Below are 21,451 nucleotides of genomic sequence, written 5' to 3'. Positions count from 1 at the left end.
GCGTCAGGGCGGAGTCCCCCGGTGCGCACGGCGGCGCACGGCGAGGGATCGGTAGGCTGGCACGGTCCGCACCGCAATCGTCCCTGGAGGGCCCGTGACCGCGACCGACCTGACCATCCCCACCACCACGCTCGCCGACGGGACCGCGTTCCCGCTGATCGGCTTCGGCACCTCGTCCCTCAAGGGCGTGGGCGGCGCGGAGGCGGTCGCGGCCGCCCTGCGCTCCGGCTACCGCCTGATCGACACCGCCGCCCAGTACGGCAACGAGGCGGCCGTGGGCGAGGGCGTGCGCGCCAGCGGCGTCGACCCCGAGCAGGTGCTGGTCACCACCAAGATCGCCGGCGGCGATCAGGGCCGCGAGGCGACCCGGGCGGGATACCTCGAATCCCTGCGCCGCCTGGGCGCCGAGCGCGCGGCGCTGGTGCTGATCCACTGGCCCAACCCCTCCCGCGGCCTGGCCCTGGACACCTGGCGCACCCTCATCGACCTCAAGGAGGAGGGCCGGGCGCTGCACATCGGCGTCTCGAACTTCCGCCCCGAGCAGCTGCAGGAGCTGATCGACGCCACCGGCGTCACCCCCGAGGTCAACCAGATCCAGCTCTCCCCCGCGATGCCCCGCCCGGAGGCGGTGGCCTTCCACCGCGAGCACGGGATCGTCACCGAGGCCTGGGGCCCGCTGGGCGGTCGCGAGGGGCTCTCGGCCCAGTTCGCGCTGCAGAAGGTGGCGCGCAGGCACGGCGTCTCCCCCTCGCAGGTCTCGCTGCGCTGGGCGATCGATCAGGACATCGTGGTGATCCCGAAGTCCAGCGACCCCCAGCGCCAGCGCGACAACGCCACCCTCGGCCACGTGACGCTGGACGATGCGGACCGCGCCCTGCTCGCCTCCCTCGACCTCGGGGAGGACGCCGCCTGGGACTCGCGCGAGCACGAGGAGTGGTGAGCGCGGCGGGTCGCTTCACGCCCGGGCCAGCGCATCGCCGGATCGTGTTCCTCACCGGCTCGGGCCTGAGCGCCCGCACGGGACTGGGCACCTTCCGCGGCCCGGACGGGCTGTGGGCGCTGGAGCCGGAGACCGAGCAGGCGATGCACGCCGACAGGCTCCCGGACTCGCTGCCCCAGCTGTGGCGGGTGTGGGGCCGGATGGCGAGGATCGCCCAGGAGCACGGCCCCACCCCGGGGCATCGCGCGATCGCCCGCCTGGAGGCGCCCGTGATCACGCAGAACATCGACGGACTGCACCAGGCGGCCGGCAGCGATGTGGTGGCCGAGCTGCACGGCAGCGCGCTGCGCGCCACCTGCCTGGGCGCGGAGTGCGCCTGGTCGGCGGTGCTGTCGCCGGGCGAGGGGCCGCGCCCGGAGGATCACGGGGTGCCCTCCCGTTGCCCGCGCTGCGGCTCGCCGACCCGCCCCGACGTGGTGCTCTTCGACGAGCAGCTGCCGGCGATGGATCTCGAGCTCTCTCTGCGGCTCGCCCGGCAGGCGGATCTGTTCGTGGCCGTCGGCACCAGCGGGGTGGTGTTCCCCGCCGCCAGCCTGGCGCCCCTGGCGGCGGAGCACGGTGCGACGACCGTGCTGGTGGACATCGACCCGCCCCTCGAGGCGGGCACGGTGTTCGATCACGTCCTCGCGGAGGACGCGCACGAGGTGCTGCCCGACTGGGAGCGGCACAGGAACCGCGTGGGCGGAACGTCCTTCCTGGACCCGTTCTCCGCCTGAGCCCGGCGGGCGCTCAGATCCAGATCGCCGGGTCCACCTGCTCCTCGGCGTGCGCGGCGCCGGTGCGCACCGTGGCCGGGATCCCCACCGCGGTGGCCCGGGCCGGGACGTCCTTGACCACCACGGCGTTGGCGCCGATCTGGGAGCCCTCGCCGAGCACCACGGGGCCCAGCACGCGGGCTCCCGCACCGATGGTGACGCCGTCCTCCACGGTGGGATGGCGCTTGACGCGCTCCATCGAGCGCCCGCCCAGGGTGACGCCGTGGTAGAGCATCACGTCGTCCCCCACCTCGGCGGTCTCCCCCACCACCACGCCCATGCCGTGATCGATGAAGAAGCGCCGCCCGATGGTGGCGCCGGGATGGATCTCCACCCCGGTCACCGAGCGCACGCCCTGCGCCAGCACCAGGGCGGGCAGCCGCGCGCCGCGAGTCCACAGCCGGTGGGCGATCCGGTGGGCCCAGATCGCGTGCAGACCGGGGGCGGTGAGCAGGATCGCGAGGTCGTCGGTGGCCGCGGGGTCGCGACGGTGCGCCGCCGCGAGGTCCTCCCGGACCGTCGCGACGGCGTCCATCACCCTGTCCAGCGGGCTCGTCCGCACCGGCGCGCCCGTGCTCAGTCCGCGTACTCGGCGAACAGCGGGGTGGAGAGGTAGCGCTCGCCGAAGGAGGGCACGACCACCACGATGGTCTTCCCGGCGAACTCCTCGCGGGCGCCGATCCGGGCCGCCGCCTCGATCGCGGCGCCGGAGGAGATGCCCACCAGCAGACCCTCCGTGCGGGCCACGGCGCGGGCTCGCTCCATGGCGGTCTCCGCGTCGATGTCCAGCACCTCGTCGTACACCTCGCGGTCCAGGATCGACGGCACGAAGTTCGCCCCCAGGCCCTGGATCTTGTGCGGGCCGGGCTGGCCGCCGTTGAGGATGGCGGACTCCTCGGGCTCGACGGCGATGATCTTCACCTCGCCCTTGCGCTCCTTGAGCACCTGGCCCACGCCGCTGATGGTGCCGCCGGTGCCGATGCCGGCCACGAGGGCGTCGACCGCGCCGTCGGTGTCCGTCCAGATCTCCTCCGCGGTGGTGCGGCGGTGGATGTCCACGTTCGCGGGGTTGTCGAACTGCTTGACCTGGACCGCACCCCGCTCGGCGGCGATCTCCTCGGCCTTCTCCACGGCGCCCTTCATGCCCTTGGCCGCCTCGGTGAGGATGAGCTCCGCCCCGTAGGCGCGCAGCAGCATCCGCCGCTCCTTGGACATCGACTCGGGCATGGTGAGCACCACCCGGTACCCGCGCGAGCTGCCGATCATCGCCAGGGCGATCCCGGTGTTGCCGCTGGTGGCCTCCACGATGGTGCCGCCGGGCTGGAGCTGTCCGGACTGCTCGGCGGCATCGATCATGGCCACGCCGATGCGGTCCTTGACGGAGTTGGCGGGGTTGTAGAACTCGAGCTTGGCCAGGACGGTGGCCTTGACGTCCTCGCCCAGGCGATTGAGCTTCACCAGCGGGGTGCGGCCCACCAGCTCGGAGACGTTCTCGTAGACAGGCATGCTTCTCCTCGGTCGGGTTCCCGCCCGGGGCGGGGCTCTAAGATGCTCTTGGCTCCATCATAAACCGTGCGACGGGTGAGTGTGCCCCGTCACCGTCGTTGCCTCAGTAGAGCATCCCCATGTACTCCCGCACCCGGGCGAGGGTCGCCTCCGCCTCCGCGTTCGCGCGCTCGTTGCCGGCCCGCAGCACCTCGAAGAGATACCCGGGATCCTGCTCGAGCTCGGCGCGACGGGCGCGCAGCGGGGCGAGGTGGTCGTTCAGCGCCTCGGCGGTGTGGAGCTTCAGGGTGCCCGCACCCCCATCGCCGATCTCCTCGGCGATCTCCTCGGGCGTGCGGCCGCTGGCCTGCGAGGCGATGGTGAGCAGGTTCGCCACCTCCGGCCGCCCCTCGGGGTCGAAGGTGATGCGACGGTCGGAGTCCGTCTTCGCCTTCTTGATCTTCTTCACCGTCTCGTCGGCGTCCATGCGCAGCATCACGGTGTTGCCCCGGGACTTGCTCATCTTGTGCTCGCCGTCCAGGCCCAGGATCGTGGGCGCCTCGGAGAGCAGGGCGTCGGGCTCGGGGAAGTAGGCCTCGCCGCCGGCGAAGCGCTCGTTGAAGCGGCGGGCGATCACGCGGGTCTGCTCGATGTGCGGCAGCTGGTCGCGCCCCACCGGCACCAGATTCCCGTGGCAGAACAGGATGTCCGCGGCCTGGTGCACCGGGTAGGTGAGCAGCAGCCCGCCCATGGCGGACTTCCCGGCGGCGGCCAGCTCGGTCTTCACCGTGGGGTTGCGCTCGAGCTCCGGCTGGGTGACCAGCGAGAGGAACGGCAGCATCAGCTGGTTCAGCGCCGGCACCGCGGAGTGCGTGAAGATCGTGGAGCGCTCCGGATCGATGCCCGCGGCGAGGTAGTCAGTGAGGAGCTCGCGCACCGAGCCCTTGATGTCGCCGATCACCTCGCGGTCGGTGATCACCTGGTAGTCCGCGACGATCAGCCAGGTCTCCACGCCGGCGTCCTGGAGCCGCACCCGGTTGCGCAGCGAGCCGAAGTAGTGGCCGATGTGCAGGGCGCCGGTGGGGCGGTCGCCGGTGAGCATGCGCAGGCCCGAGGGATCGGTGTCGATCCGGGCCCAGATCCTGTCGCTGCGCTCCTGGGCGGTGTCGTAGCTGGTGCGGGAGTCGTTCGGTGAGGTCACCGCTCCATGCTAGCCGTCTCGTCGGGTGCTCCCGCGGTGGAGCCGCGGGCGATCAGCTGGGGGCGGAACACCACTTCGGTGCGGGCGGGCCGGCGGGAGTCCTCCCCGCCGCCGAGCGCGGTGCGCACGGCCGCGCGCGCGATCGAGCCGACACCCTGGCGCACCGTGGTCAGCGGCGGGTTCGTCAGAGCCGCCCAGAACACGTCGTCGTAGCCGACCACGGAGACGTCCTGGGGGACGCGCAGGCCCAGGGAGCGAACCCCTTCGAGCGCACCGGCCGCCATCACGTCCGAGCCGCACACGATGGCCGTGACGCCGCGGCCCACCAGGTCCCGCGCGGCCTCGTAGCCGCCGGCGTAGGAGAAGTCGGTGAAGGCCACGGGCTGGGGGCTCCGCCCCCACCCGGCGGTGCCCGCCTCGAAGGCGCGGAGCTTCTCGCGCACCGGCCAGGTGTGCTCGTCGCCCACCGCGAGCCCCACCCGGCGATGCCCCAGATCCTGCAGGTGGCCGAGCACGGCGTGCACGGCGTGCTCGTCATCCGTGGAGAGGAAGGCGGCGTCGAGATCCTCCCGCACGCCGTTGATCAGCACCAGCGGCACGCCCGCGTCGACCACCTCGCGGTAGTGGTCCAGCGGCGCGCGCTGCTGGGCGTGGTGACCGGAGACCACGATCAGCGCGTCGACGCCGCAGCGCAGGAAACGTTGCAGGATCTCGCGCTCGCGCTCCACCGTGCGGGCGCGCATGGCCACCAGGGTGGAGGCGCCGCGCTCGAACAGCTCGGCCTCGATGCGCTCCGCCCAGGAGGTGAACACCTGGTTGTCGAGGTCCGGCACCAGCACGCCCACCAGCGGGCCGTCCTCGGCGACCGCGGCGCCGACGTCGCGACCCATCCGCCGCGCCACCTCCAGCACCGCGCGGCGGGTCTCCTCGTTCACCCCGGCGCGCCCGTTGAGCACGCGGGAGACCGTCGCCTCGCTGACCCCTGCCCGCTTCGCGATATCGATGAGTCGCGGCATCGCGCTCTCCCTCCCGGCACGCCGTCGTCCTCGGCGTGGCCGAATCGTCATCTGCAAGATCTTGCACATTCTTGCACACCGAAGGCCCGTCGTCCTACAGTGTCCGCATCAGGCATCGCCCTGTACCAGTCGAGAACGACCACGATTCAAAGGAGAAGACGTGAATATTCGCCGCAAGAGTTTCCTCGCCCTGGGTGGCGTCGCCGCCTCGATGACCGTCCTGGCCGCCTGCGGCGGCGGGTCCGACACCTCCGACGGCGCCTCCGGCGGCTCCTCCGACGCGGGCGGCGACGCCGGCTCCGGCGGCTCGAGCGGCCAGCTGGTGATCTGGGCCGACGAGGAGAAGGCCCCCGCGCTCGAGCCCTCGGCCAAGGCCTGGGGCGAGCAGAACGGGATCGACGTGGTGGTGGAGGTGGTCCCGGGCGACGAGCTGCAGGCCAACTTCATCACCGCCAACCAGGCCGGCAACGGCCCGGACGTCACCATGGGCGCCCACGACTGGATCGGCAACTTGGTGCAGAACGGTGCGATCTCCCCGGTGCAGCTGCCGGCGGACGTGGCGGACACGATCGCCCCGATCGGCCTCGAGGCCGTGACCTACGACGGCCAGACCTACGGCGTGCCGTACGCGGTCGAGACCCTCGCGCTGTACGCCAACCACGCGCTCACCGACACCCCGGAGCCGAGCTCGCTCGAGGAGCTGATCTCCGCCGCGGAGGCGGGGGACGCCGAGAACGTGCTCTCGCTGCCCGTGGGCGAGTCCGGCGACCCGTACCACATGCAGCCCCTCTACACCTCGGCCGGCGGCTACCTCTTCGGCCGGGACGCCGAGGGCAACCTCGACCCGTCGGACCTCGGCGTGGGCCAGGAGGGCTCCCTCACCGCGGCCGACAAGATCGCCGAGCTCGGCGAGCAGGGCGTGCTGAAGAACTCGATCACCGGCGACAACTCGATCTCCCTGTTCACCGAGGGCAAGTCCGCCTACCTGATCTCCGGCCCGTGGGCCCTGGCGGACGTGCGCGACTCGGGCATCGAGTTCACCATCTCGCCGATCCCCGGCTTCGAGGGCATGGAGCCGGCGGCGCCCTTCGCGGGCGTGAACTCCTTCTACGTGGCCTCCAACGGCGCCAACGCCGGCTTCGCGCAGCAGTTCATGACCGATGTGGCCGGCTCCCCCGACGTCGCCAAGGCGATGTACGAGGCGAACCCGCTGCCCCCGGTGAACCTCCAGCTGCGCGAGGAGATCGCCGCCAGCGACGAGCACGTGACGATCTTCGCCGAGGCCGCCGAGTCGGCCGATCCGATGCCGGCGATCCCGGCGATGGCCGCGATCTGGGGCCCGCTGGGCATCGCGCAGGCCAACATCGTCGGCGGCGCCGATCCGCACCCCACGATGGAGGCCGCCGGCGAGGAGATCGCCACCGCGATCGGTTGATCCTCCGGCCGGTCCGCCCGCCGCCCTGCGCGGCGGCGGGCGGACCAGCACCCCGCACCGCGCTCCCCCGCTCCCGGACCGTCGACCGGCTCCCCCTGCTCGCAGCGACGGTGCTCCCGCTCCCCGCGCGCCGCCGTCGGCCGCGCCCGCCCCTCCGCTCCCTGAAAGGCAGTGTCGCCTCATGACCTCGACGCACGCGCCCGCGCACCGCACGCGGTCCACGTCGGTCCCGGCCCTGGTCACCCGCATCGCGGTGCTCGGCATCACGCTGGCGGTGACCGTGTTCATCGCCCCGGTGCTGATCTCCCAGGCCTCCTGGATGTGGCTGGCCGTGCTGGTGCTCGCCGCGGCCGGGATCTTCGCCCTGTACTCCACGAAGCGCTTCGTGCCCGGGAAGTACCTCTTCCCCGGCACGTTCTTCCTCGCCGTGTTCCTCATCCTGCCGATCGCCCTCACCGTCGGGTACTCCTTCACCAACTACGGCGACGGCACCCGCGGCACCAAGGAGCAGGCGATCGGCGCGATCGTGGCCAGCTCCGTGCAGCAGTCCGCGGACTCCCCGCGCTACGCGATGACCGTGGCCACCTCCGGCTCCCCCGCCGAGGGCCCGTTCGAGCTCTTCCTCGTGGACCCGGCCGACGGCACCGTGCTGCGCGGCGACGCCGAGACCGCCCTCGAGCCGGCCGACCCCGGCACCGTCACCGTGGCCGACGGCCGGGTCACCGAGGTGGACGGGCTCACGGTGCTCGATGCCGGGCAGGTCAACGCCGTCTACGACGAGCTGATGCAGCTCGCCGTGCCCGTGGACGACTCCTCGGCGGTGCGTCCGCTGGGCGTGAACCAGGCCTTCGTGGGCACCACCGTGCTGCAGTACGACGAGGCGGCCGACACCATCACCGACACCTCCACCGGCGAGGTGTACACGGTGGGGACCGTGGGCGATTCGCAGTACTTCGTGGACTCCGAGGGGTCGCGCGCGTTCTCCCAGGGCTGGCTGCAGAACGTGGGCCTGTCCAACTACGAGCGCCTGTTCACCAATCCGGTGGTCGCCGGCCAGTTCGTCTCCGCCTTCGTGTGGACCCTGGTGTTCGCGGCCGGCTCCGTGCTGCTCACCTTCGCCCTGGGCTTCTTCCTGGCGCTGGTGCTCAACGACCAGCGTCTGAAGGGCCGGCGCTTCTACCGCTCGGTGCTGATCATGCCGTACGCGATCCCCGGCTTCATCTCCCTGCTGGTGTGGTCGAACTTCTACAACCGCGACTTCGGCCTGCTCAACGAGACCCTCGGACTGCACCTGGACTGGTTCGGGGATCCCACGCTCGCGAAGGTGGCCGTGCTGCTGACGAACCTGTGGATGGGCTTCCCGTACATGTTCATCGTCTCCACCGGCGCGCTGCAGGCGATCCCCGACGAGCTGATGGAGGCCTCCCGGATGGACGGCGCCTCCCGGCTGGAGACCACCTCGAAGATCGTGCTGCCGCTGCTGCTGGTGGCGGTGGCCCCGCTGCTGGTCTCCTCCTTCGCCTTCAACTTCAACAACTTCAACGCGATCGAGCTGCTCACCGAGGGCGGGCCGTTCCCCGACGGCTCCGGCCGCGGCGCCACCGACATCCTCATCTCGATGGTGTACCGCATCGCCTTCGGCGGCTCCGGGGCGGACTTCGGCTTCGCCTCCGCCGTCTCCGTGTGCCTGTTCGTCCTCACGGGCGTGCTGGCGGCGGTCCAGTTCCGATTCACCAACGTCCTCGAGGACGTCAACTGAGCCCGCGGAAGGGGTCACCCATGAGCACCACCACCGCTCCGCGCGTCGAGGCGCGACGCCGCATGCCCGCCGGCCGCTGGTTCGCCGAGATCGGCTGGCGGCACGTCGTCGGCGTGCTGGCGATCGTCTTCGCCGTCTTCCCGATCATGTTCGTCCTCTCCGCCTCGGTGAATGAGAGCGGCTCGCTCTCCTCCGCGGGGCTGCTGCCCACCCGCGGGGTCACCCTCGAGCACTACGCCGCGATGCTCTCCGGCGAGCGCGCGAACTTCCTGCGCTGGTACCTCAACACGATCATCGTGTGCGGGGTGGTGGCCGTGGGGCAGGTGTTCCTCTCCCTGCTGGCCGCCTACGCCTTCAGCCGCTTCCGCTTCCGGGGCCGCCGCGGCGGCATGCTCGCGGTGCTGCTGATCATGATGTTCCCCGCGATCCTGTCCATGATCGCGGTGTACACGATGATCGCGGATCTCGGCGAGGCGGTGCCGATGCTGGGCCTGAACACCCTAGCCGGCTACATCGCGGTGCTGATGGGCGGCGCCTTCGGCCAGGTGTGGCTGCTCAAGGGCTTCTTCGACACCATCCCGCGGTCCCTCGACGAGGCGGCGATCATCGACGGCGCCACCCACTGGCAGGCGTTCCGCAAGATCCTGGTCCCCTCGATGACCCCGATCCTCGCCACCACCCTGCTGCTGGCCCTGGTGGGCTCGATGAGCGAGTTCCTGATCGGCTCGATCTTCCTCACCGACGACTCGAAGAAGACCCTCGCCGTGGGCATGTACGGGATGTTCTCCTCGGACCGCTCGAACAACCTGGGCGTCTTCGCCGCCGGGTCCGTGATGGTGATGGTCCCGGTGATCATCCTCTACCAGTTCCTGCAGCGCTACATCGTCGGCGGCTCCACCGCCGGCGCCGTGAAGGGCTGAGGCGCGCGGGCCCGGCGCCGGCCCCCGGCCCGGGCCCGTGCCCTCCGCGCCCCACCCGCCCGACAGCACCACCGACAGCACCACCGAAAGCAGTTCCATGACCGCACAGTCCCCCGCCCAGCACGCCCCCGGAGCGGACGCCGCCACGACCCCCTGGTGGCGCGACGCCGTCGTCTACCAGGTCTACCCCCGTTCCTTCGCCGATGCGGACGGCGACGGCATGGGCGACCTGCCCGGCATCACCGCGCACCTGCCCCACCTGCGGGACCTCGGCGTGGACGCCCTCTGGCTCTCGCCCTTCTTCACCTCCCCGCAGCGCGACGGCGGCTACGACGTGGCCGACTACTGCGACGTGGACCCGCGCTTCGGCTCCCTCGCCGATGCCGACGAGCTCATCGCCTCCGCCCACGCGATGGGCCTGAAGGTGATCGTGGACATCGTCCCCAACCACTCCTCGAGCGAGCACGAGCTGTTCCAGCAGGCGCTGGCCGCCGGGCCCGGCTCCCCCGAGCGGGACATGTACGTGTTCGCCGACGGCCGGGGCGAGCACGGCGAGCTGCCGCCGAACAACTGGACCTCGATCTTCCACGGCGAGGCCTGGACCCGCATCACCGAGGCGGACGGCACGCCCGGGCAGTGGTACCTGCACATCTTCGACACCTCCCAGCCGGACTGGAACTGGCAGAACCCGCGCGTGCACGCCCTGTTCCGGGACGTGCTGCGGTTCTGGCTGGATCGCGGGGCCGACGGGTTCCGCGTGGACGTCGCCCACGGGATGGTCAAGCCCGAGGGTCTGCCCGACGCCGCCGTCAACGCCGAGGGGCTGCTGGACATCCCCGAGGGCGAGGTGCCGATCTACTTCGACAACGACGGGGTGCTGGAGATCTACCGCGAGTGGCGGCCGATCCTGGACTCCTACGAGGGCGAGCGGATGATGGTGCTGGAGGCCTGGATCCCCGAGCACCGGCTGCCGCTGTACATCGGCCCGGAGGAGGCGCACCAGTCCTTCAACTTCGGATTCCTCCAGGCCACCTGGGGCGTGGAGACGATGCGGGCGGCGATCGAGAAGCCGCTGGCCCTGGCCGACGCCGTGGGCGCGCCCACCACCTGGGTGCTGTCCAACCACGACGTGATCCGGCACGCCACGCGGTACGGCTTCCCGCCCGGCTACCGCTTCGGCGAGGGTCTGGGCCGCGCGGAGACGCCGGACGCGGCTCTGGGCCTGGCCCGCGCCCGCGCGGCGACGCTGCTGATGCTGTCCCTGCCGGGCGCCGCCTACCTGTACCAGGGCGAGGAGCTGGGCCTGCCGGAGGTCGCGGAGATCCCCGACGCGCTGCGCGAGGACCCCGCCCACCTGCGAGCCGGGGTGCCCGGCCGCGACGGCTGCCGCGTGCCACTGCCCTGGCGGGCGGACGCCCCCGCGTACGGCTTCTCCCCCACCGGGGAGAGCTGGCTGCCGCAGCCGGAGGAGTTCGGGGCGCTGGCGGCGGACGCGCAGGAGGGCGTGCCCGGGTCGACGCTGGAGATGTACCGCGCCGCGATCGCGCTGCGCAGGGAGCACGGCCTGGGCCGTCCGGATGCCCCGGTGGAATTCCTCGAGGACCTGCCCGAGGGCCTGCTGGGCCTGGTGCGCGGCGAGGTGGTGGTGCTGGTGAACACCTCGGAGCAGGAGCTGCCCCTGCCCGCCGGCCCGGACGGCCTCGACCTCGCGGACGCGGAGGTGCTGGTCGGCTCCGCCGAGCCCGTGCCCGGCCGGCTCCCGGCCGACGCCGCCGTGTGGCTGCGTCGGCGCTGAGCCGCCCCGGAGGGCTCCGGCAGCTTCCGGCGGGTCGCCGGTGAGTCGCGGTGCTCACGTCCGGCCGCGCAGGGCCCGTCCCTGCGCGGCCGGAGCCCGCCTCCCCGCTAGGATCGCGCTCATGCGCTCGCCCTCCGCCCCGGTCGATCCCGGGTTCGACGTCGTCGTCCTCGGCGCCGGCCTGAACTCGCTGAACCTCACCATCGCGTTCCACCAGGAGTACGGGATGCGCTGCACCACCGTGGTGCGGGTGCCGGTGGCGATGAACGAGCGCACCGTCACCTCGGATCTCGTGACGCTGGGCGCCGAGGCGAGCGACGAGGACATGCGCGATGCGCTGCTGGACCTCGCGGCGCGGCGGCCGGCCGGTCGTCCCGCGCTGCTGCTGACGAACGCGGACTCGCTGATCGCCTTCCTCGACCGCTTCCGTGCGGAGCTCGAGCCGCACTACCTCCTCGCCCAGGTGGACGCCGCCCTGCTCGCGCGCCTGGCCGACAAGGCCGAGTTCGCGGAGATCTGCCGCGAGCTCGACATCGACACCGTCCCCACCGTGATCGTGGACTTCTCCCGCGCCGAGGAGCCGGACTGGAACGGCCACGAGGAGCTGCCCTGGTCCTACCCGGTGGTGGGCAAGGCGGCCAACACGGCCGAGTACCACCACGTCGACTTCCCGGGGAAGAAGAAGGTGTTCTTCCTCGAGTCCGCCGCGGAGCAGCAGGACCTGGTGCGGCGCCTGCGCGAGTCCGGGTTCACCGGGCGCTTCCTGTTCCAGGAGCTCATCGAGGGCGACGACACCGCGCAGCGCTCGGTGACCGCCTACCGCTCCAGCCGCGGGGAGGTGACGCTGCTGTGCGCCGCCCAGGTGCTGCTGGGCGAGCACACCCCGGAGGCGCTGGGGCGCCCCGCCGCGATGATCACCGGGGACTTCCCCTCCCTCACCGCCGCCGCGCAGCGGTTCCTGGACGCGGTGGACTACGTGGGCTTCGCGAACTTCGACGTGAAGGTGGATCCGCGCACCGGCCGGGAGTGCTTCTTCGAGATCAACCCGCGCATCGGCCGGAACAACTACTACGTCACCGCCGCCGGGGAGAGCGTGGCCCGGCACGTGGTGGAGGACCGCGTGCACGGCCGCGACCTCGCGCAGGTGGTGGTGACCGCCCCGATCCTCTACACGATCCTGCCGCTGCGCCTGGTGCTGCGGTACGTGCGGGACACGGCGCTGCGCGCGTGGGTGCGGCAGGTGGCCCGGCGCGGCCTGCGCAATCCCTTCCGGTACGGTCCGGAGGGCCTGTGGATGCGGGCCTACTCCGTCGTCTCCGGCGCGAACTTCGTGCGGAAGTACCGCGCCGTGTACCCGCGCCCCACCGACACCGGCTTCTGATCCCCGCCCCTCGCCCGGCCCCGCCCGGAAAGGACCCCGCCACCATGCCCGACACCCCGCCGCACCCCTACCCCGCCGCACCCGACCCCGAGGTCGACCTGGTGCTGCTCGGCGGTGACATCGGCATCTACGCCCTGGCCCGCGCCTTCCACGAGAAGTACGGGACGATCTCCACGGTGGTGACCCGGCACGTGGCCGGGCCGGTGGCGGACTCCTCGATCCTGCGCACGGTGGAGCTGAGCATGTCCGCCTCCGAGGAGGACATGGTCCAGGCGCTGCTGCAGGTGGGCCGCGACAAGGCCGCCCGCCCCGGCGGCACCCGCCCGATCCTGCTGGCCAACGCGGACTTCCTGGTGGCGCTGCTGGCCTCCCGGCGGGAGGAGCTCGCCGCGTTCTACCACCTGCCGCTGCTGGACGACGACGTGCTGGAGGCGGTGGCGGACAAGGCCACCTTCTCCCGGCTCTGCGCCGAGATCGACGTGCCCACCCCCCGCACGGAGGTGCTCGACTTCTCCGCCGGCACCGCCCCGGCGATCCCCGAGCTGGACCTGGGCTGGCCGCTGGTGGCCAAGGCCTCCCGCTCCTCGGCGTACAACGCGGTCTCCTTCCCCGGCAAGCGCAAGGTGTTCGAGATCGAGGACCGGCGGCAGCTGACCGACCTGGTCGCGCGGCTGACGGAGGCCGGGTACCGGGATCGCTTCGTGCTGCAGGAGATGATCCCCGGGGACGACACCGCGATGCTCTCGGTGACCGCGTACGTGGACACCCGCGGCACGGTCACGCTGCTGGGCGGCGCGCAGGTGCTGCTCGAGGAGCACACCCCGGGCGCCCTCGGGAACCCCGCGGCGATGTTCACCACCGATCTGCCGGAGGTGTTCGAGCAGTCCGTGCGGTTCCTCGAGCACTCGGGCTACCGCGGCTATGCGAACTTCGACGTGAAGATCGACCCGCGCGACGGGGTGGCGAAATTCTTCGAGGTCAACCCCCGCATCGGGCGCAACAACTACTACATGACCGCCGCCGGGGCGAACGTCGCCGAGCCGGTGGTCGCCGATCTGGTCGAGAACCGGGAGCCGGCACGGCTGGTGCCTCGCGAGGAGATCCTCTACTCGATCGTGCCCTGGCCGCTGCTGCGCCGCTACATCGTGGATCCGGATCTGCGCGCGCGGGTGCGGGAGATCGGCCGACGCCGCACCGTGCACCCGCTCTCCTACCCGGTGGAGGGCTTCCGGCGCCGCCTGTACGTGCGTGCGGCGATGGCGAACCAGGTCAAGAAGTTCCTGCAGCACTACCCCCGCCCCTCGTCCGACGGATTCTGAGGTGCGGACGGGTCGCGGTCGACGTCTCTTCGCGACCCGCCTACAGTGACCGCCATGACCGAGAACGTCTTCACCCTCACCTCCTCCGCCACGCCTGCCGGCTCCGACGTCGCACCGCAGCAGCTGGTCGCGAACCTCGGCGGCGAGAACCTCTCCCCGGACCTGCAGTGGTCGAACGCGCCCGAGGGCACCCGCTCCTTCGCGGTGACCTGCTTCGACCCGGACGCCCCCACGGGCTCCGGGTTCTGGCACTGGGTGGCCTGGGACATCCCGGCCTCCACCACCTCGCTGCCGCTCGGGGTCCCGCGCGAGGACCCCTCCCTGAAGCAGGCGCGCAACGACTTCGGCACCGCCGGGTACGACGGTCCGGAGCCGCCCGCCGGCCCGCCGCACCGCTACGTGTTCTCCGTCCACGCCCTGCCGGTCGAGACGCTGGGCGCGGACCCCGACGCCCCGCACATCGGGGCCCGCTTCGCGATCTTCTCCCAGCAGCTGGCCTCCGCCTCCTTCACCGCCCGTTACCAGGTGACGGGCTGACGCACTAGGGGGAAACTCTCCGCGACGGGTCGGGCGCGCCCCGTGCCGGGCCCGCGGGGGCGGTCGTAGGCTCGAGCCATGAACCTCAGGACTGCCCGCGGCGAGCGGCGCGCACGGGGGTCAGACGCAGGTCTGATGCCTCTCCGCCGCTCGGAGGACGCGTCAGGCGGCGCGGAGTGCGAGGCTCGAGGGGTGCGATCGTTCACGTCCCTGCCCCGCCCCCGCCGCGTCCCGCGTCCCCGGCCCGCGCAGCGCCCGCTGCGGGTGCTGCTCACCACCGACTGGTGGGAGCCCGTGGTCAACGGCGTGGTGGCCTCGGTCCAGACCCTGCGGCGCGCGCTGGTGGCGCTGGGCTGCGAGGTGCGGGTGCTGACCCTCGCCCAGGGGATCCGTCCCCAGCAGGAGGAGGGTGTGTACCGGATCGGCTCGGTCTCCGCCGCGATGGTGTACGACCGCGCCCGGATCGGCATGCCGGCCAGCCGCCGCGTGCTGCGGGACGTGCTGGACTGGCGCCCGGACGTGGTCCACTCCCAGTGCGAGTTCTCCACCTACGTGTGGGCGCGGCGGATCGCACGCACCCTGTCGATCCCGCTGGTGCACACGTACCACACGATCTACGAGGACTACACGCACTACTACTCCCCCAGCCGCACCGTGGGCCGGAAGGTGGTCGCCTCGTTCTCCCGCCACGTGCTCGCCCCGGCGGACGCCGTGATCGTGCCCACCCAGAAGGTCTCGCGCCTGCTGGAGGAGTACCGGGTGCGGCGCCCGGTGCGGGTGATCCCCACCGGACTGGACCTGGAGCGGTTCCGCCCGGCGCGCACCCCGGCCGAGCGCGACGATGTGCGCTCCCTGCGCGCCTCCCTCGGCATCGCCGCCGGGCAGCGGGTGCTGCTGTCCGTCTCCCGCCTGGCGAAGGAGAAGAACCTCGACGAGGTGCTCGAGCTGATCGCCGCCTCGGACCGTGAGGACACGGTGCTGGTGCTGGTGGGCGACGGCCCCCACCGCGGCCCCCTCGAGCAGCGTGCCCGCGCGCTCGGCATCAGCGACCGGGTGCGCTTCACCGGGGTGGTGGAGCCGGCGGAGATCCAGCGCTGGTACCGGATCGGGGACGTGTTCGTGGGCGCCTCCCTCAGCGAGACCCAGGGCCTGACCTTCATCGAGGCGATGGCGTGCGGGCTGCCGCTGCTGTGCCGGCGCGACCCCTCCCTCGCCGACGTGGTGGTCGAGGGCCGCACCGGCTGGCAGTTCGAGAGCGCCGCGCAGTTCGCCGCCTGCCTGGACGCGCTGCTGGACGATCCCGCGCTCCACGCCGGGATGGTCCGGGCCGCGCTCGCGCACGCCGGTGCCACGTGCGGCGCCACGGAGTTCGGGCGCGGCGTGCTGGAGGTGTACCGGCAGGCGCAGGGCGGCCGGCCACCGCGGCTCCTCCCCCGGCTGGCGGTGCCCGCATGAGCCGCCGCGCGGAGGCGCCCGTGCGCGTGCTGATGCCCCGCGGCCTGGCCGCCCTGGCCCGGGAGTCCGGGATCGGTGCCGCGATGCGCCATCAGGAGAAGGCGGTGCGCGCCCTGGGCCACCAGGTGGTCACCAACCCGCTGCGCGGCTTCGACGTGGTGCACCTGAACACCCCGTTCCCGGACACCCCGCTGCTGGCCCGCTGGGCGCGCCTGCGCCGCCGGCCGGTGCTGATGTGGGCGCACTCCACGGAGGAGGACTTCCGCGACTCGTTCCCGGGCTCGAACGCGCTCGCCCCGCTGTTCCGCCGCTGGATCGCGCACCTGTACCGGCTCGGCGACGCGGTGGTGACACCCAGCGGCTACGCCAAGCAGCTCATCTCGGCTCCCGCCTACGGCATCCGCACGCCGATCCGGGTGCTCTCCAACGGGGTGGACACCTCGTTCTTCCGTCCCGACCCTCAGGCCCGGCCCCGGCTGCGGGCCGCGCTGGGCCTGGAGGCGGAGGCGACGGTGGTGCTCAGCGTGGGCATGCAGCTGGTGCGCAAGGGGATCCTGGACTGGGTGGAGCTGGCCCGCCGGATGCCCGAGGTGACCTTCGTCTGGTACGGGCGCACCGATCCACGCTTGCTCACCGCAGAGGTCGAGCGCGCCCTCGCCTCCGCCCCGCCGAACGCCCTGTTCCCCGGCTACGTGCAGGCGGAGCAGCTGCGCGAGGCCTACTGCGGGGCGGACGCGTTCTGCTTCCTCACCAAGGAGGAGACCGAGGGGATCGTGCTGTGGGAGGCGCTGGCCTGCGGGGTGCCCACCCTGGTGCGCGGCATCCCGCTGTACCGCGAGGCGATGCCGGACGGCGTGCTCACGCACCAGGTGAGCGGCGACGGGCCGGAGTTCCCGGCGCAGGCGGCGGCGCGGTTGCGCGAACTGCTGGGCGGGGAGCTGGAGGATCTCACCGAGGCCGGCCGCCGCGCCGCCGAGGGCGTCGACCTCGCCGAGGTGGCGCAGGCACTGCAGGAGATCCACACCCTCGCCGGGGTGCGCGCGCACGCCAAGGCGCGGTCCCTCACCCGCGCCGCGTAGGGCGCCAGAGCACCATCGCGCTGCTGGTGCTGCGCCGGCGGGGCCGCTCCCCGCGGCGCAGGGCGCTGATCTCCCCGTCGCGGTCGGCGGAGAACACGCGCCGCTGCGCCGGGGTCATCGTCTCGAGCGTCTCCCGCACCCCGTCGAGCTGCTCCTGCAGAGCACCCACCTGGTCCTGCAGCTCGAGGATCCGCTTGATGCCGGCGAGGTTGATGCCCTGGTCCTGGGAGAGCGCCTGGATCTCGCGCAGCCGGGCGATGTCGCGGGTGCTGTAGCGGCGGCCCCGCCCGCGCGTGCGCTGCGGGATCACGAGGCCCAGGCGGTCGTACTGGCGCAGGGTCTGGGGGTGCATGCCCGAGAGCTCCGCCGCCACCGAGATCACGAAGACGGGCGCGCGCTCGTCGAGGCGATGAGGATTCACCATCGCGGGGCTCCTTCCGTGCCGGTGGTCTCGGTGCGGGGCAGCGAGTCGGCGGTCAGCGGGCGGCGGCCTCGGCGAGGCCCGCGCGGGGATCCTCGCCCGCGAGCGCCTCGCGCAGGTCCTTCACCGCCTGCTCCGCCTTCCCCTCCACATGGGTGGGAACGGCGACCTCGACGGTGACCAGGAGGTCCCCGGTGCTCTTCGCGGTGACCAGGCCCTTCCCGCGCACCCTCAGGGTACGGCCCGAGGGGGTGCCGGCGGGGACCTTCACCGAGACGGTGCCGCCGTCGAGCAGGGGGACGGACAGCCTGGTGCCCAGCACGGCCTCGTCGAAGGAGAGCGGGACGGTGAGGCGGAGGTTCGCGCCGTCGGCGCTCCACACCGGGTGCGGGGTGACGTCGAGGGTGAGCAGCAGGTCCCCGGCCGGCGCGCCGCCGGGACCGGGCCGGCCCTTGCCGCGCAGGCGGATCTTCTGGCCGTCGTGCACCCCGGCCGGGATGCGGGCGGTGAGCGTGCGGCCGTCCACGGTGAGGCGCACCTCGGTGCCCAGCGCCGCGTCGCGGAAGCTGAGGCGGGTGCGGGCGGAGATGTCGGAGCCCTTGGCCGGGGCGCGCTGGCCGCCGAACCCCGCCGGCCCGGCGCCCCCGCCGGGGAAGCCGCCGCCCTGGCCGCCGAACATCCGCAGCAGGTCCTCGATGTCGGGGGCGTCGGCGCCGCCCGCCGTCGGCCGGGGACCCGCCTGGCCACCGCCGCCGAACATGGAGGAGAAGATGTCCTCGAAGCCGGCGCCGCCGGGACCGCCCTGGCCGGCGGAGAAGCGGGCCCCGCCGGAGCCCATCGCGCGGATCGCGTCGTACTGCTGGCGCTGCTCGGGATCGTTCAGCACCGAGTAGGCCTCGCCGATCTCCTTGAACCGCTCCTCGGCCTTCGGATCATCGGGATGGTGATCGGGGTGATGCTTGCGCGCCTGGGTGCGGTACGCCTTCTTGATCTCCTTCGCGTCGGCGTCCTTGGAGACGCCGAGGACCGCGTAGAAGTCCTTGTCGAGCCAGTCCTGTCCGGACATGTGCGTCTCCTTCCGGGAGCCTGGGATGCTTCTGCGATGCGTGGGGCGTGGGGTGGGACGGGTGCGGGGCCCGCCGGCCGCGAGACCGACGGGCCCCGCACCGCGTGAGAGGGGACGTGCCTCAGGCGGGGCCCTTGGTGCCCACCCGGGCCGGGCGGAGCACGCGCTCCTTCATCCGGTACCCGGGCTGCATGACGAGCGAGACGGTGGTGGTCTCGACGTCCTCGGCGTCCTCGTGCATGAGCGCCTCGTGGAAGGCGGGATCGAACTCCTCGCCCACCTCGCCGAAGCGGGTGAGGCCGTGGGAGCCGAGGACCTCCTCGAGCTTCTGCGCGATGGCGTGGAACGGGGTGCCCGGCTCGATGTCGCCGTGCTGGCGGCCCAGCTCCACGTCGTCCAGGACGCCGATCAGGGAGGCGAGGACGCCGGCGATCGCGGCCTCCTTGCTCACCTCGGCGGCGGCCTCGATCCGCCGGCGCGAGTTGACGTACTCGGCCTGGTCGCGCTTGAGCTGCTCGGAGAGCTCGGTGATCCGTCCCTCGAGCGCGGCGACCTGACCGGCATCGGCCGGGGCGGAGCCCCCGCCCTGACCGTCCGCGGCCGCCTGCTCGAAAAGGGACGCGGCCTCGGCGTCGAGCGGGTCGACGCCCTCGGCTCCCTGCCCCTCGGCGGCGGGGGCGTCCCCGGAGGGACGGACGGAACCGTCCTCCGGGTTCACCTTGCGCTTGTCGGTGAAGGAGAACCTCGGCTCACCCTCAGGGCGCTGCGCGTCGTCGGGGCTGCTGGGGTCCTCGGTCATCACTTCTTCTCCTCGTCCTCGTCCACGATCTCGGCGTCGACCACGTCGTCATCGTCGGACGACGGCGCCTCGGCGCCCTCGCCGCCCTCGGCACCGTCGGCGCCCTCCTGGGCCTGGGCGTAGATCGCGGTGCCCACGGCCTGGAGCGCCTCGTTGAGGGCGTCGCGCTTGGCCTCGAGGTCCGCGGTCTCCGCGTCCTCCTTGGCCAGCTCGTCCTTCGCCTCCTTGATGGCGTCCTCGGACTTGGTGCGGTCGGCGTCGGCGACCTTGTCCTCGTTGTCCTTCAGCAGCTTCTCGCCCTGGTAGACGAGCTGCTCGAGGGTGTTGCGGGCGTCGGCGTTCTTGCGGCGCTCCTCGTCCTCGGCGGCGTGGGCCTCGGCGTCCTTCACCATGCGGTCGATGTCCTCCTCGGACAGCGCCGAGCCGCCGGTGATCTGGATGGACTGCTCGTTGCCGGTGCCGCGGTCCTTCGCGGTGACGTGCACGATGCCGTTGGAGTCGATGTCGAAGGTGACCTCGACCTGCGGGATGCCGCGGGGGGCCGGGGCGATGCCGGTGAGCTCGAAGGTGCCCAGCATCTTGTTGTCCCGGGTGAACTGACGCTCGCCCTGGAACACCTGGATCGCCACGGAGGGCTGGTTGTCCTCGGCGGTGGAGAACACCTCGGAGGTCTTGGTCGGGATGGCGGCGTTGCGCTCGATGAGCTTGGTCATCACGCCGCCCTTGGTCTCGATGCCGAGGGAGAGCGGGGTGACGTCCATGAGCAGGACGTCCTTGCGCTCGCCCTTGATCACGGCGGCCTGGAGGGCGGCGCCCACGGCGACGACCTCGTCCGGGTTCACGGACTTGTTCGGCTCCTTGCCGGCGGTGAGCTCCTTGACGACCTCGGTCACGGCGGGCATGCGGGTGGAGCCGCCCACGAGCACCACGTGGTCGATGTCGGAGATCTTGATCCCGGCATCCTTGATGACCTGGTGGAAGGGCGCCTTGGTGCGCTCGAGCAGATCGGAGGTCATGTCCTCGAACTGGGCGCGGGTGAGCTTCTCGTCGAGGTGCAGCGGGCCGTTCTCCGTCATGGAGAGGTACTGCAGGGAGATGGTGGTGGAGGTGGAGGAGCTGAGCTCCTTCTTCGCCTGCTCGGCGGCCTCCTTCAGGCGCTGCAGGGCGATGCGGTCCTTGCCCAGGTCCACGCCGTCCTTGTTCTTGACCTGCGCGATCAGCCAGTCCACGATCTTCTGGTCCCAGTCGTCGCCGCCGAGGCGGTTGTCGCCGGCGGTGGCCTGGACCTGGATGGTGGAGCCCTCGTCGTCCTTACTCACCTCGAGCAGGGAGACGTCGAAGGTGCCGCCGCCGAGGTCGAACACGAGGATCTGCTCGTCGTCGTTGCCCTTCTCGAGGCCGTAGGCGAGGGCCGCGGCGGTGGGCTCGTTGATGATGCGGAGCACGTTCAGGCCGGCGATGGTGCCGGCGTCCTTGGTCGCCTGACGCTCGGAGTCGGAGAAGTAGGCCGGGACGGTGATCACCGCGTCGGTGACGGACTCGCCCAGGTAGGACTCGGCGTCCTTCTTGAGCTTGCCGAGGGTGCGGGCGGAGATCTCCTGCGGGGTGTACTTCTTGTCGTCGATCTCCGTGGTCCAGTCGGTGCCCATGTGGCGCTTCACGGAGGCGATGGTGCGATCGACGTTGGTGACGGCCTGGCGCTTGGCCACGTCGCCCACGAGGACCTCGCCCTGCTTGGAGAAGGCGACGACCGACGGGGTGGTGCGGGAGCCCTCGGCGTTCGCGATGACGGTGGGCTGACCACCCTCGAGGACGGCGACGGCGGAGTTGGTGGTGCCGAGGTCGATTCCGACGACACGGGACATGGGTGCCTGCCTTTCTGCGGCGCGTTGGCCGCAAGGTGGTTCGTGCGATGCCGCCCGACCTGCCGGGATGGTCCCGGTGGGCCCTGCGGCTCCGCCGGCCGCCGGGGCCGGCGGCAAGACTTGAGCTGTACGGACTCAAGTAGAGAACTCGGGGGTCGACGTT

General features: G+C 72.2%; 19 protein-coding genes. 11 read left to right on the top strand and 8 right to left on the bottom strand.

Annotated elements, in window-relative coordinates:
• Positions 1 to 94: 94 nt before the first annotated feature.
• Positions 95 to 940, top strand: a complete 846-nt coding sequence (locus DWV08_RS03440) for an aldo/keto reductase (protein ID WP_115412528.1) — start codon at positions 95 to 97, stop codon at positions 938 to 940.
• Positions 937 to 1,716, top strand: coding sequence for an SIR2 family NAD-dependent protein deacylase (locus DWV08_RS03435; protein ID WP_115412527.1), 780 nt, complete (start codon positions 937 to 939; stop codon positions 1,714 to 1,716). The genes DWV08_RS03440 and DWV08_RS03435 overlap by 4 nt, the downstream gene beginning before the upstream one ends.
• Before the next feature lie 13 nt (positions 1,717 to 1,729).
• On the opposite strand, the gene epsC is transcribed toward DWV08_RS03435, so the two are convergent.
• From epsC to DWV08_RS03415, 4 genes are all read right to left on the bottom strand, one after another.
• Complete coding sequence (gene epsC, locus DWV08_RS03430; RefSeq protein WP_162801487.1) at positions 1,730 to 2,290, bottom strand: serine O-acetyltransferase EpsC; 561 nt, start codon at positions 2,288 to 2,290, stop codon at positions 1,730 to 1,732.
• A gap of 41 nt (positions 2,291 to 2,331) precedes the next feature.
• Positions 2,332 to 3,261, bottom strand: coding sequence for a cysteine synthase A (gene cysK / locus DWV08_RS03425; protein ID WP_115412525.1), 930 nt, complete (start codon positions 3,259 to 3,261; stop codon positions 2,332 to 2,334).
• A gap of 103 nt (positions 3,262 to 3,364) precedes the next feature.
• The gene (gene trpS / locus DWV08_RS03420) at positions 3,365 to 4,441 is read right to left on the bottom strand and encodes a tryptophan--tRNA ligase (protein WP_115412524.1); all 1,077 of its coding nucleotides are present in this window, start codon (positions 4,439 to 4,441) and stop codon (positions 3,365 to 3,367) included.
• On the bottom strand, positions 4,438 to 5,457 hold the full coding sequence (locus tag DWV08_RS03415; RefSeq protein WP_115412523.1) for a LacI family DNA-binding transcriptional regulator: 1,020 nt from the start codon (positions 5,455 to 5,457) through the stop codon (positions 4,438 to 4,440). Before DWV08_RS03415 ends, trpS begins: the two co-directional genes overlap by 4 nt.
• A gap of 160 nt (positions 5,458 to 5,617) precedes the next feature.
• Between DWV08_RS03415 and DWV08_RS03410 the strand changes: the two genes are divergently transcribed.
• The 9 genes from DWV08_RS03410 (at position 5,618) to DWV08_RS03370 (ending at position 17,137) form a co-directional block, all read left to right on the top strand.
• Entirely contained in the window at positions 5,618 to 6,892 is a 1,275-nt protein-coding gene (locus DWV08_RS03410; protein WP_115412522.1) for a sugar ABC transporter substrate-binding protein, read from the top strand.
• Between the two features lie 181 nt (positions 6,893 to 7,073).
• Complete coding sequence (locus tag DWV08_RS03405; protein WP_115412521.1) at positions 7,074 to 8,651, top strand: ABC transporter permease subunit; 1,578 nt, start codon at positions 7,074 to 7,076, stop codon at positions 8,649 to 8,651.
• 20 nt (positions 8,652 to 8,671) lie between these two features.
• Positions 8,672 to 9,571, top strand: a complete 900-nt coding sequence (locus DWV08_RS03400) for a sugar ABC transporter permease (RefSeq protein WP_115412520.1) — start codon at positions 8,672 to 8,674, stop codon at positions 9,569 to 9,571.
• Between the two features lie 97 nt (positions 9,572 to 9,668).
• Positions 9,669 to 11,366, top strand: coding sequence for a glycoside hydrolase family 13 protein (locus DWV08_RS03395; protein WP_115412519.1), 1,698 nt, complete (start codon positions 9,669 to 9,671; stop codon positions 11,364 to 11,366).
• Positions 11,367 to 11,487: 121 nt separating this feature from the next.
• Entirely contained in the window at positions 11,488 to 12,747 is a 1,260-nt protein-coding gene (locus DWV08_RS03390) for a carboxylate--amine ligase (RefSeq protein WP_115412518.1), read from the top strand.
• 44 nt (positions 12,748 to 12,791) lie between these two features.
• Positions 12,792 to 14,066 carry a carboxylate--amine ligase gene (locus tag DWV08_RS03385; protein ID WP_115412517.1) on the top strand — a complete coding sequence of 425 codons (1,275 nt, stop codon included), beginning with the start codon at positions 12,792 to 12,794 and terminating at the stop codon, positions 14,064 to 14,066.
• A gap of 54 nt (positions 14,067 to 14,120) precedes the next feature.
• On the top strand, positions 14,121 to 14,603 hold the full coding sequence (locus DWV08_RS03380; RefSeq protein WP_115412516.1) for a YbhB/YbcL family Raf kinase inhibitor-like protein: 483 nt from the start codon (positions 14,121 to 14,123) through the stop codon (positions 14,601 to 14,603).
• 192 nt (positions 14,604 to 14,795) lie between these two features.
• The gene (locus DWV08_RS17270; RefSeq protein WP_277601779.1) at positions 14,796 to 16,058 is read left to right on the top strand and encodes a glycosyltransferase; all 1,263 of its coding nucleotides are present in this window, start codon (positions 14,796 to 14,798) and stop codon (positions 16,056 to 16,058) included.
• Positions 16,055 to 17,137 (top strand): glycosyltransferase family 4 protein, encoded by a 1,083-nt coding sequence (locus DWV08_RS03370; protein WP_115412514.1) that lies wholly within the window; start codon positions 16,055 to 16,057, stop codon positions 17,135 to 17,137. The genes DWV08_RS17270 and DWV08_RS03370 overlap by 4 nt, the downstream gene beginning before the upstream one ends.
• On the opposite strand, the gene DWV08_RS03365 is transcribed toward DWV08_RS03370, so the two are convergent.
• From DWV08_RS03365 to dnaK, 4 genes are all read right to left on the bottom strand, one after another.
• Positions 17,121 to 17,561, bottom strand: a complete 441-nt coding sequence (locus tag DWV08_RS03365) for a heat shock protein transcriptional repressor HspR (protein WP_115412513.1) — start codon at positions 17,559 to 17,561, stop codon at positions 17,121 to 17,123. The genes DWV08_RS03370 and DWV08_RS03365 overlap by 17 nt on opposite strands.
• 52 nt (positions 17,562 to 17,613) lie before the next feature.
• Complete coding sequence (locus tag DWV08_RS03360) at positions 17,614 to 18,624, bottom strand: DnaJ C-terminal domain-containing protein (protein ID WP_115412512.1); 1,011 nt, start codon at positions 18,622 to 18,624, stop codon at positions 17,614 to 17,616.
• 121 nt (positions 18,625 to 18,745) lie between these two features.
• A complete protein-coding gene (locus DWV08_RS03355) occupies positions 18,746 to 19,423 on the bottom strand; it encodes a nucleotide exchange factor GrpE (RefSeq protein WP_115412511.1) in 678 nt (225 codons plus the stop codon).
• The gene (dnaK, locus tag DWV08_RS03350) at positions 19,423 to 21,288 is read right to left on the bottom strand and encodes a molecular chaperone DnaK (protein WP_115412510.1); all 1,866 of its coding nucleotides are present in this window, start codon (positions 21,286 to 21,288) and stop codon (positions 19,423 to 19,425) included. Before dnaK ends, DWV08_RS03355 begins: the two co-directional genes overlap by 1 nt.
• Positions 21,289 to 21,451 lie beyond the last annotated feature (163 nt).

This window comes from Brachybacterium saurashtrense (genome assembly GCF_003355475.1).
GTDB lineage: Bacteria > Actinomycetota > Actinomycetes > Actinomycetales > Dermabacteraceae > Brachybacterium > Brachybacterium saurashtrense.
This window is presented reverse-complemented; position numbering and strand designations above follow the sequence as displayed.

What these genes read in the sequence shown, in the direction of transcription:
- DWV08_RS03370 (WP_115412514.1), top strand. Translation starts at nt 16,055, where the DNA reads ATGAGCCGCCGCGCGGAGGCGCCCGTGCGCGTGCTGATGCCCCGCGGC.
- DWV08_RS03395 (WP_115412519.1), top strand. Translation starts at nt 9,669, where the DNA reads ATGACCGCACAGTCCCCCGCCCAGCACGCCCCCGGAGCGGACGCCGCC.
- DWV08_RS03400 (WP_115412520.1), top strand. Translation starts at nt 8,672, where the DNA reads ATGAGCACCACCACCGCTCCGCGCGTCGAGGCGCGACGCCGCATGCCC.
- DWV08_RS03390 (WP_115412518.1), top strand. Translation starts at nt 11,488, where the DNA reads ATGCGCTCGCCCTCCGCCCCGGTCGATCCCGGGTTCGACGTCGTCGTC.
- DWV08_RS03405 (WP_115412521.1), top strand. Translation starts at nt 7,074, where the DNA reads ATGACCTCGACGCACGCGCCCGCGCACCGCACGCGGTCCACGTCGGTC.
- DWV08_RS03385 (WP_115412517.1), top strand. Translation starts at nt 12,792, where the DNA reads ATGCCCGACACCCCGCCGCACCCCTACCCCGCCGCACCCGACCCCGAG.
- DWV08_RS03365 (WP_115412513.1), bottom strand. Translation starts at nt 17,561, where the DNA reads ATGGTGAATCCTCATCGCCTCGACGAGCGCGCGCCCGTCTTCGTGATC.
- DWV08_RS03360 (WP_115412512.1), bottom strand. Translation starts at nt 18,624, where the DNA reads ATGTCCGGACAGGACTGGCTCGACAAGGACTTCTACGCGGTCCTCGGC.
- DWV08_RS03380 (WP_115412516.1), top strand. Translation starts at nt 14,121, where the DNA reads ATGACCGAGAACGTCTTCACCCTCACCTCCTCCGCCACGCCTGCCGGC.
- epsC (WP_162801487.1), bottom strand. Translation starts at nt 2,290, where the DNA reads ATGGACGCCGTCGCGACGGTCCGGGAGGACCTCGCGGCGGCGCACCGT.
- dnaK (WP_115412510.1), bottom strand. Translation starts at nt 21,288, where the DNA reads ATGTCCCGTGTCGTCGGAATCGACCTCGGCACCACCAACTCCGCCGTC.
- cysK (WP_115412525.1), bottom strand. Translation starts at nt 3,261, where the DNA reads ATGCCTGTCTACGAGAACGTCTCCGAGCTGGTGGGCCGCACCCCGCTG.
- DWV08_RS03415 (WP_115412523.1), bottom strand. Translation starts at nt 5,457, where the DNA reads ATGCCGCGACTCATCGATATCGCGAAGCGGGCAGGGGTCAGCGAGGCG.
- DWV08_RS03355 (WP_115412511.1), bottom strand. Translation starts at nt 19,423, where the DNA reads ATGACCGAGGACCCCAGCAGCCCCGACGACGCGCAGCGCCCTGAGGGT.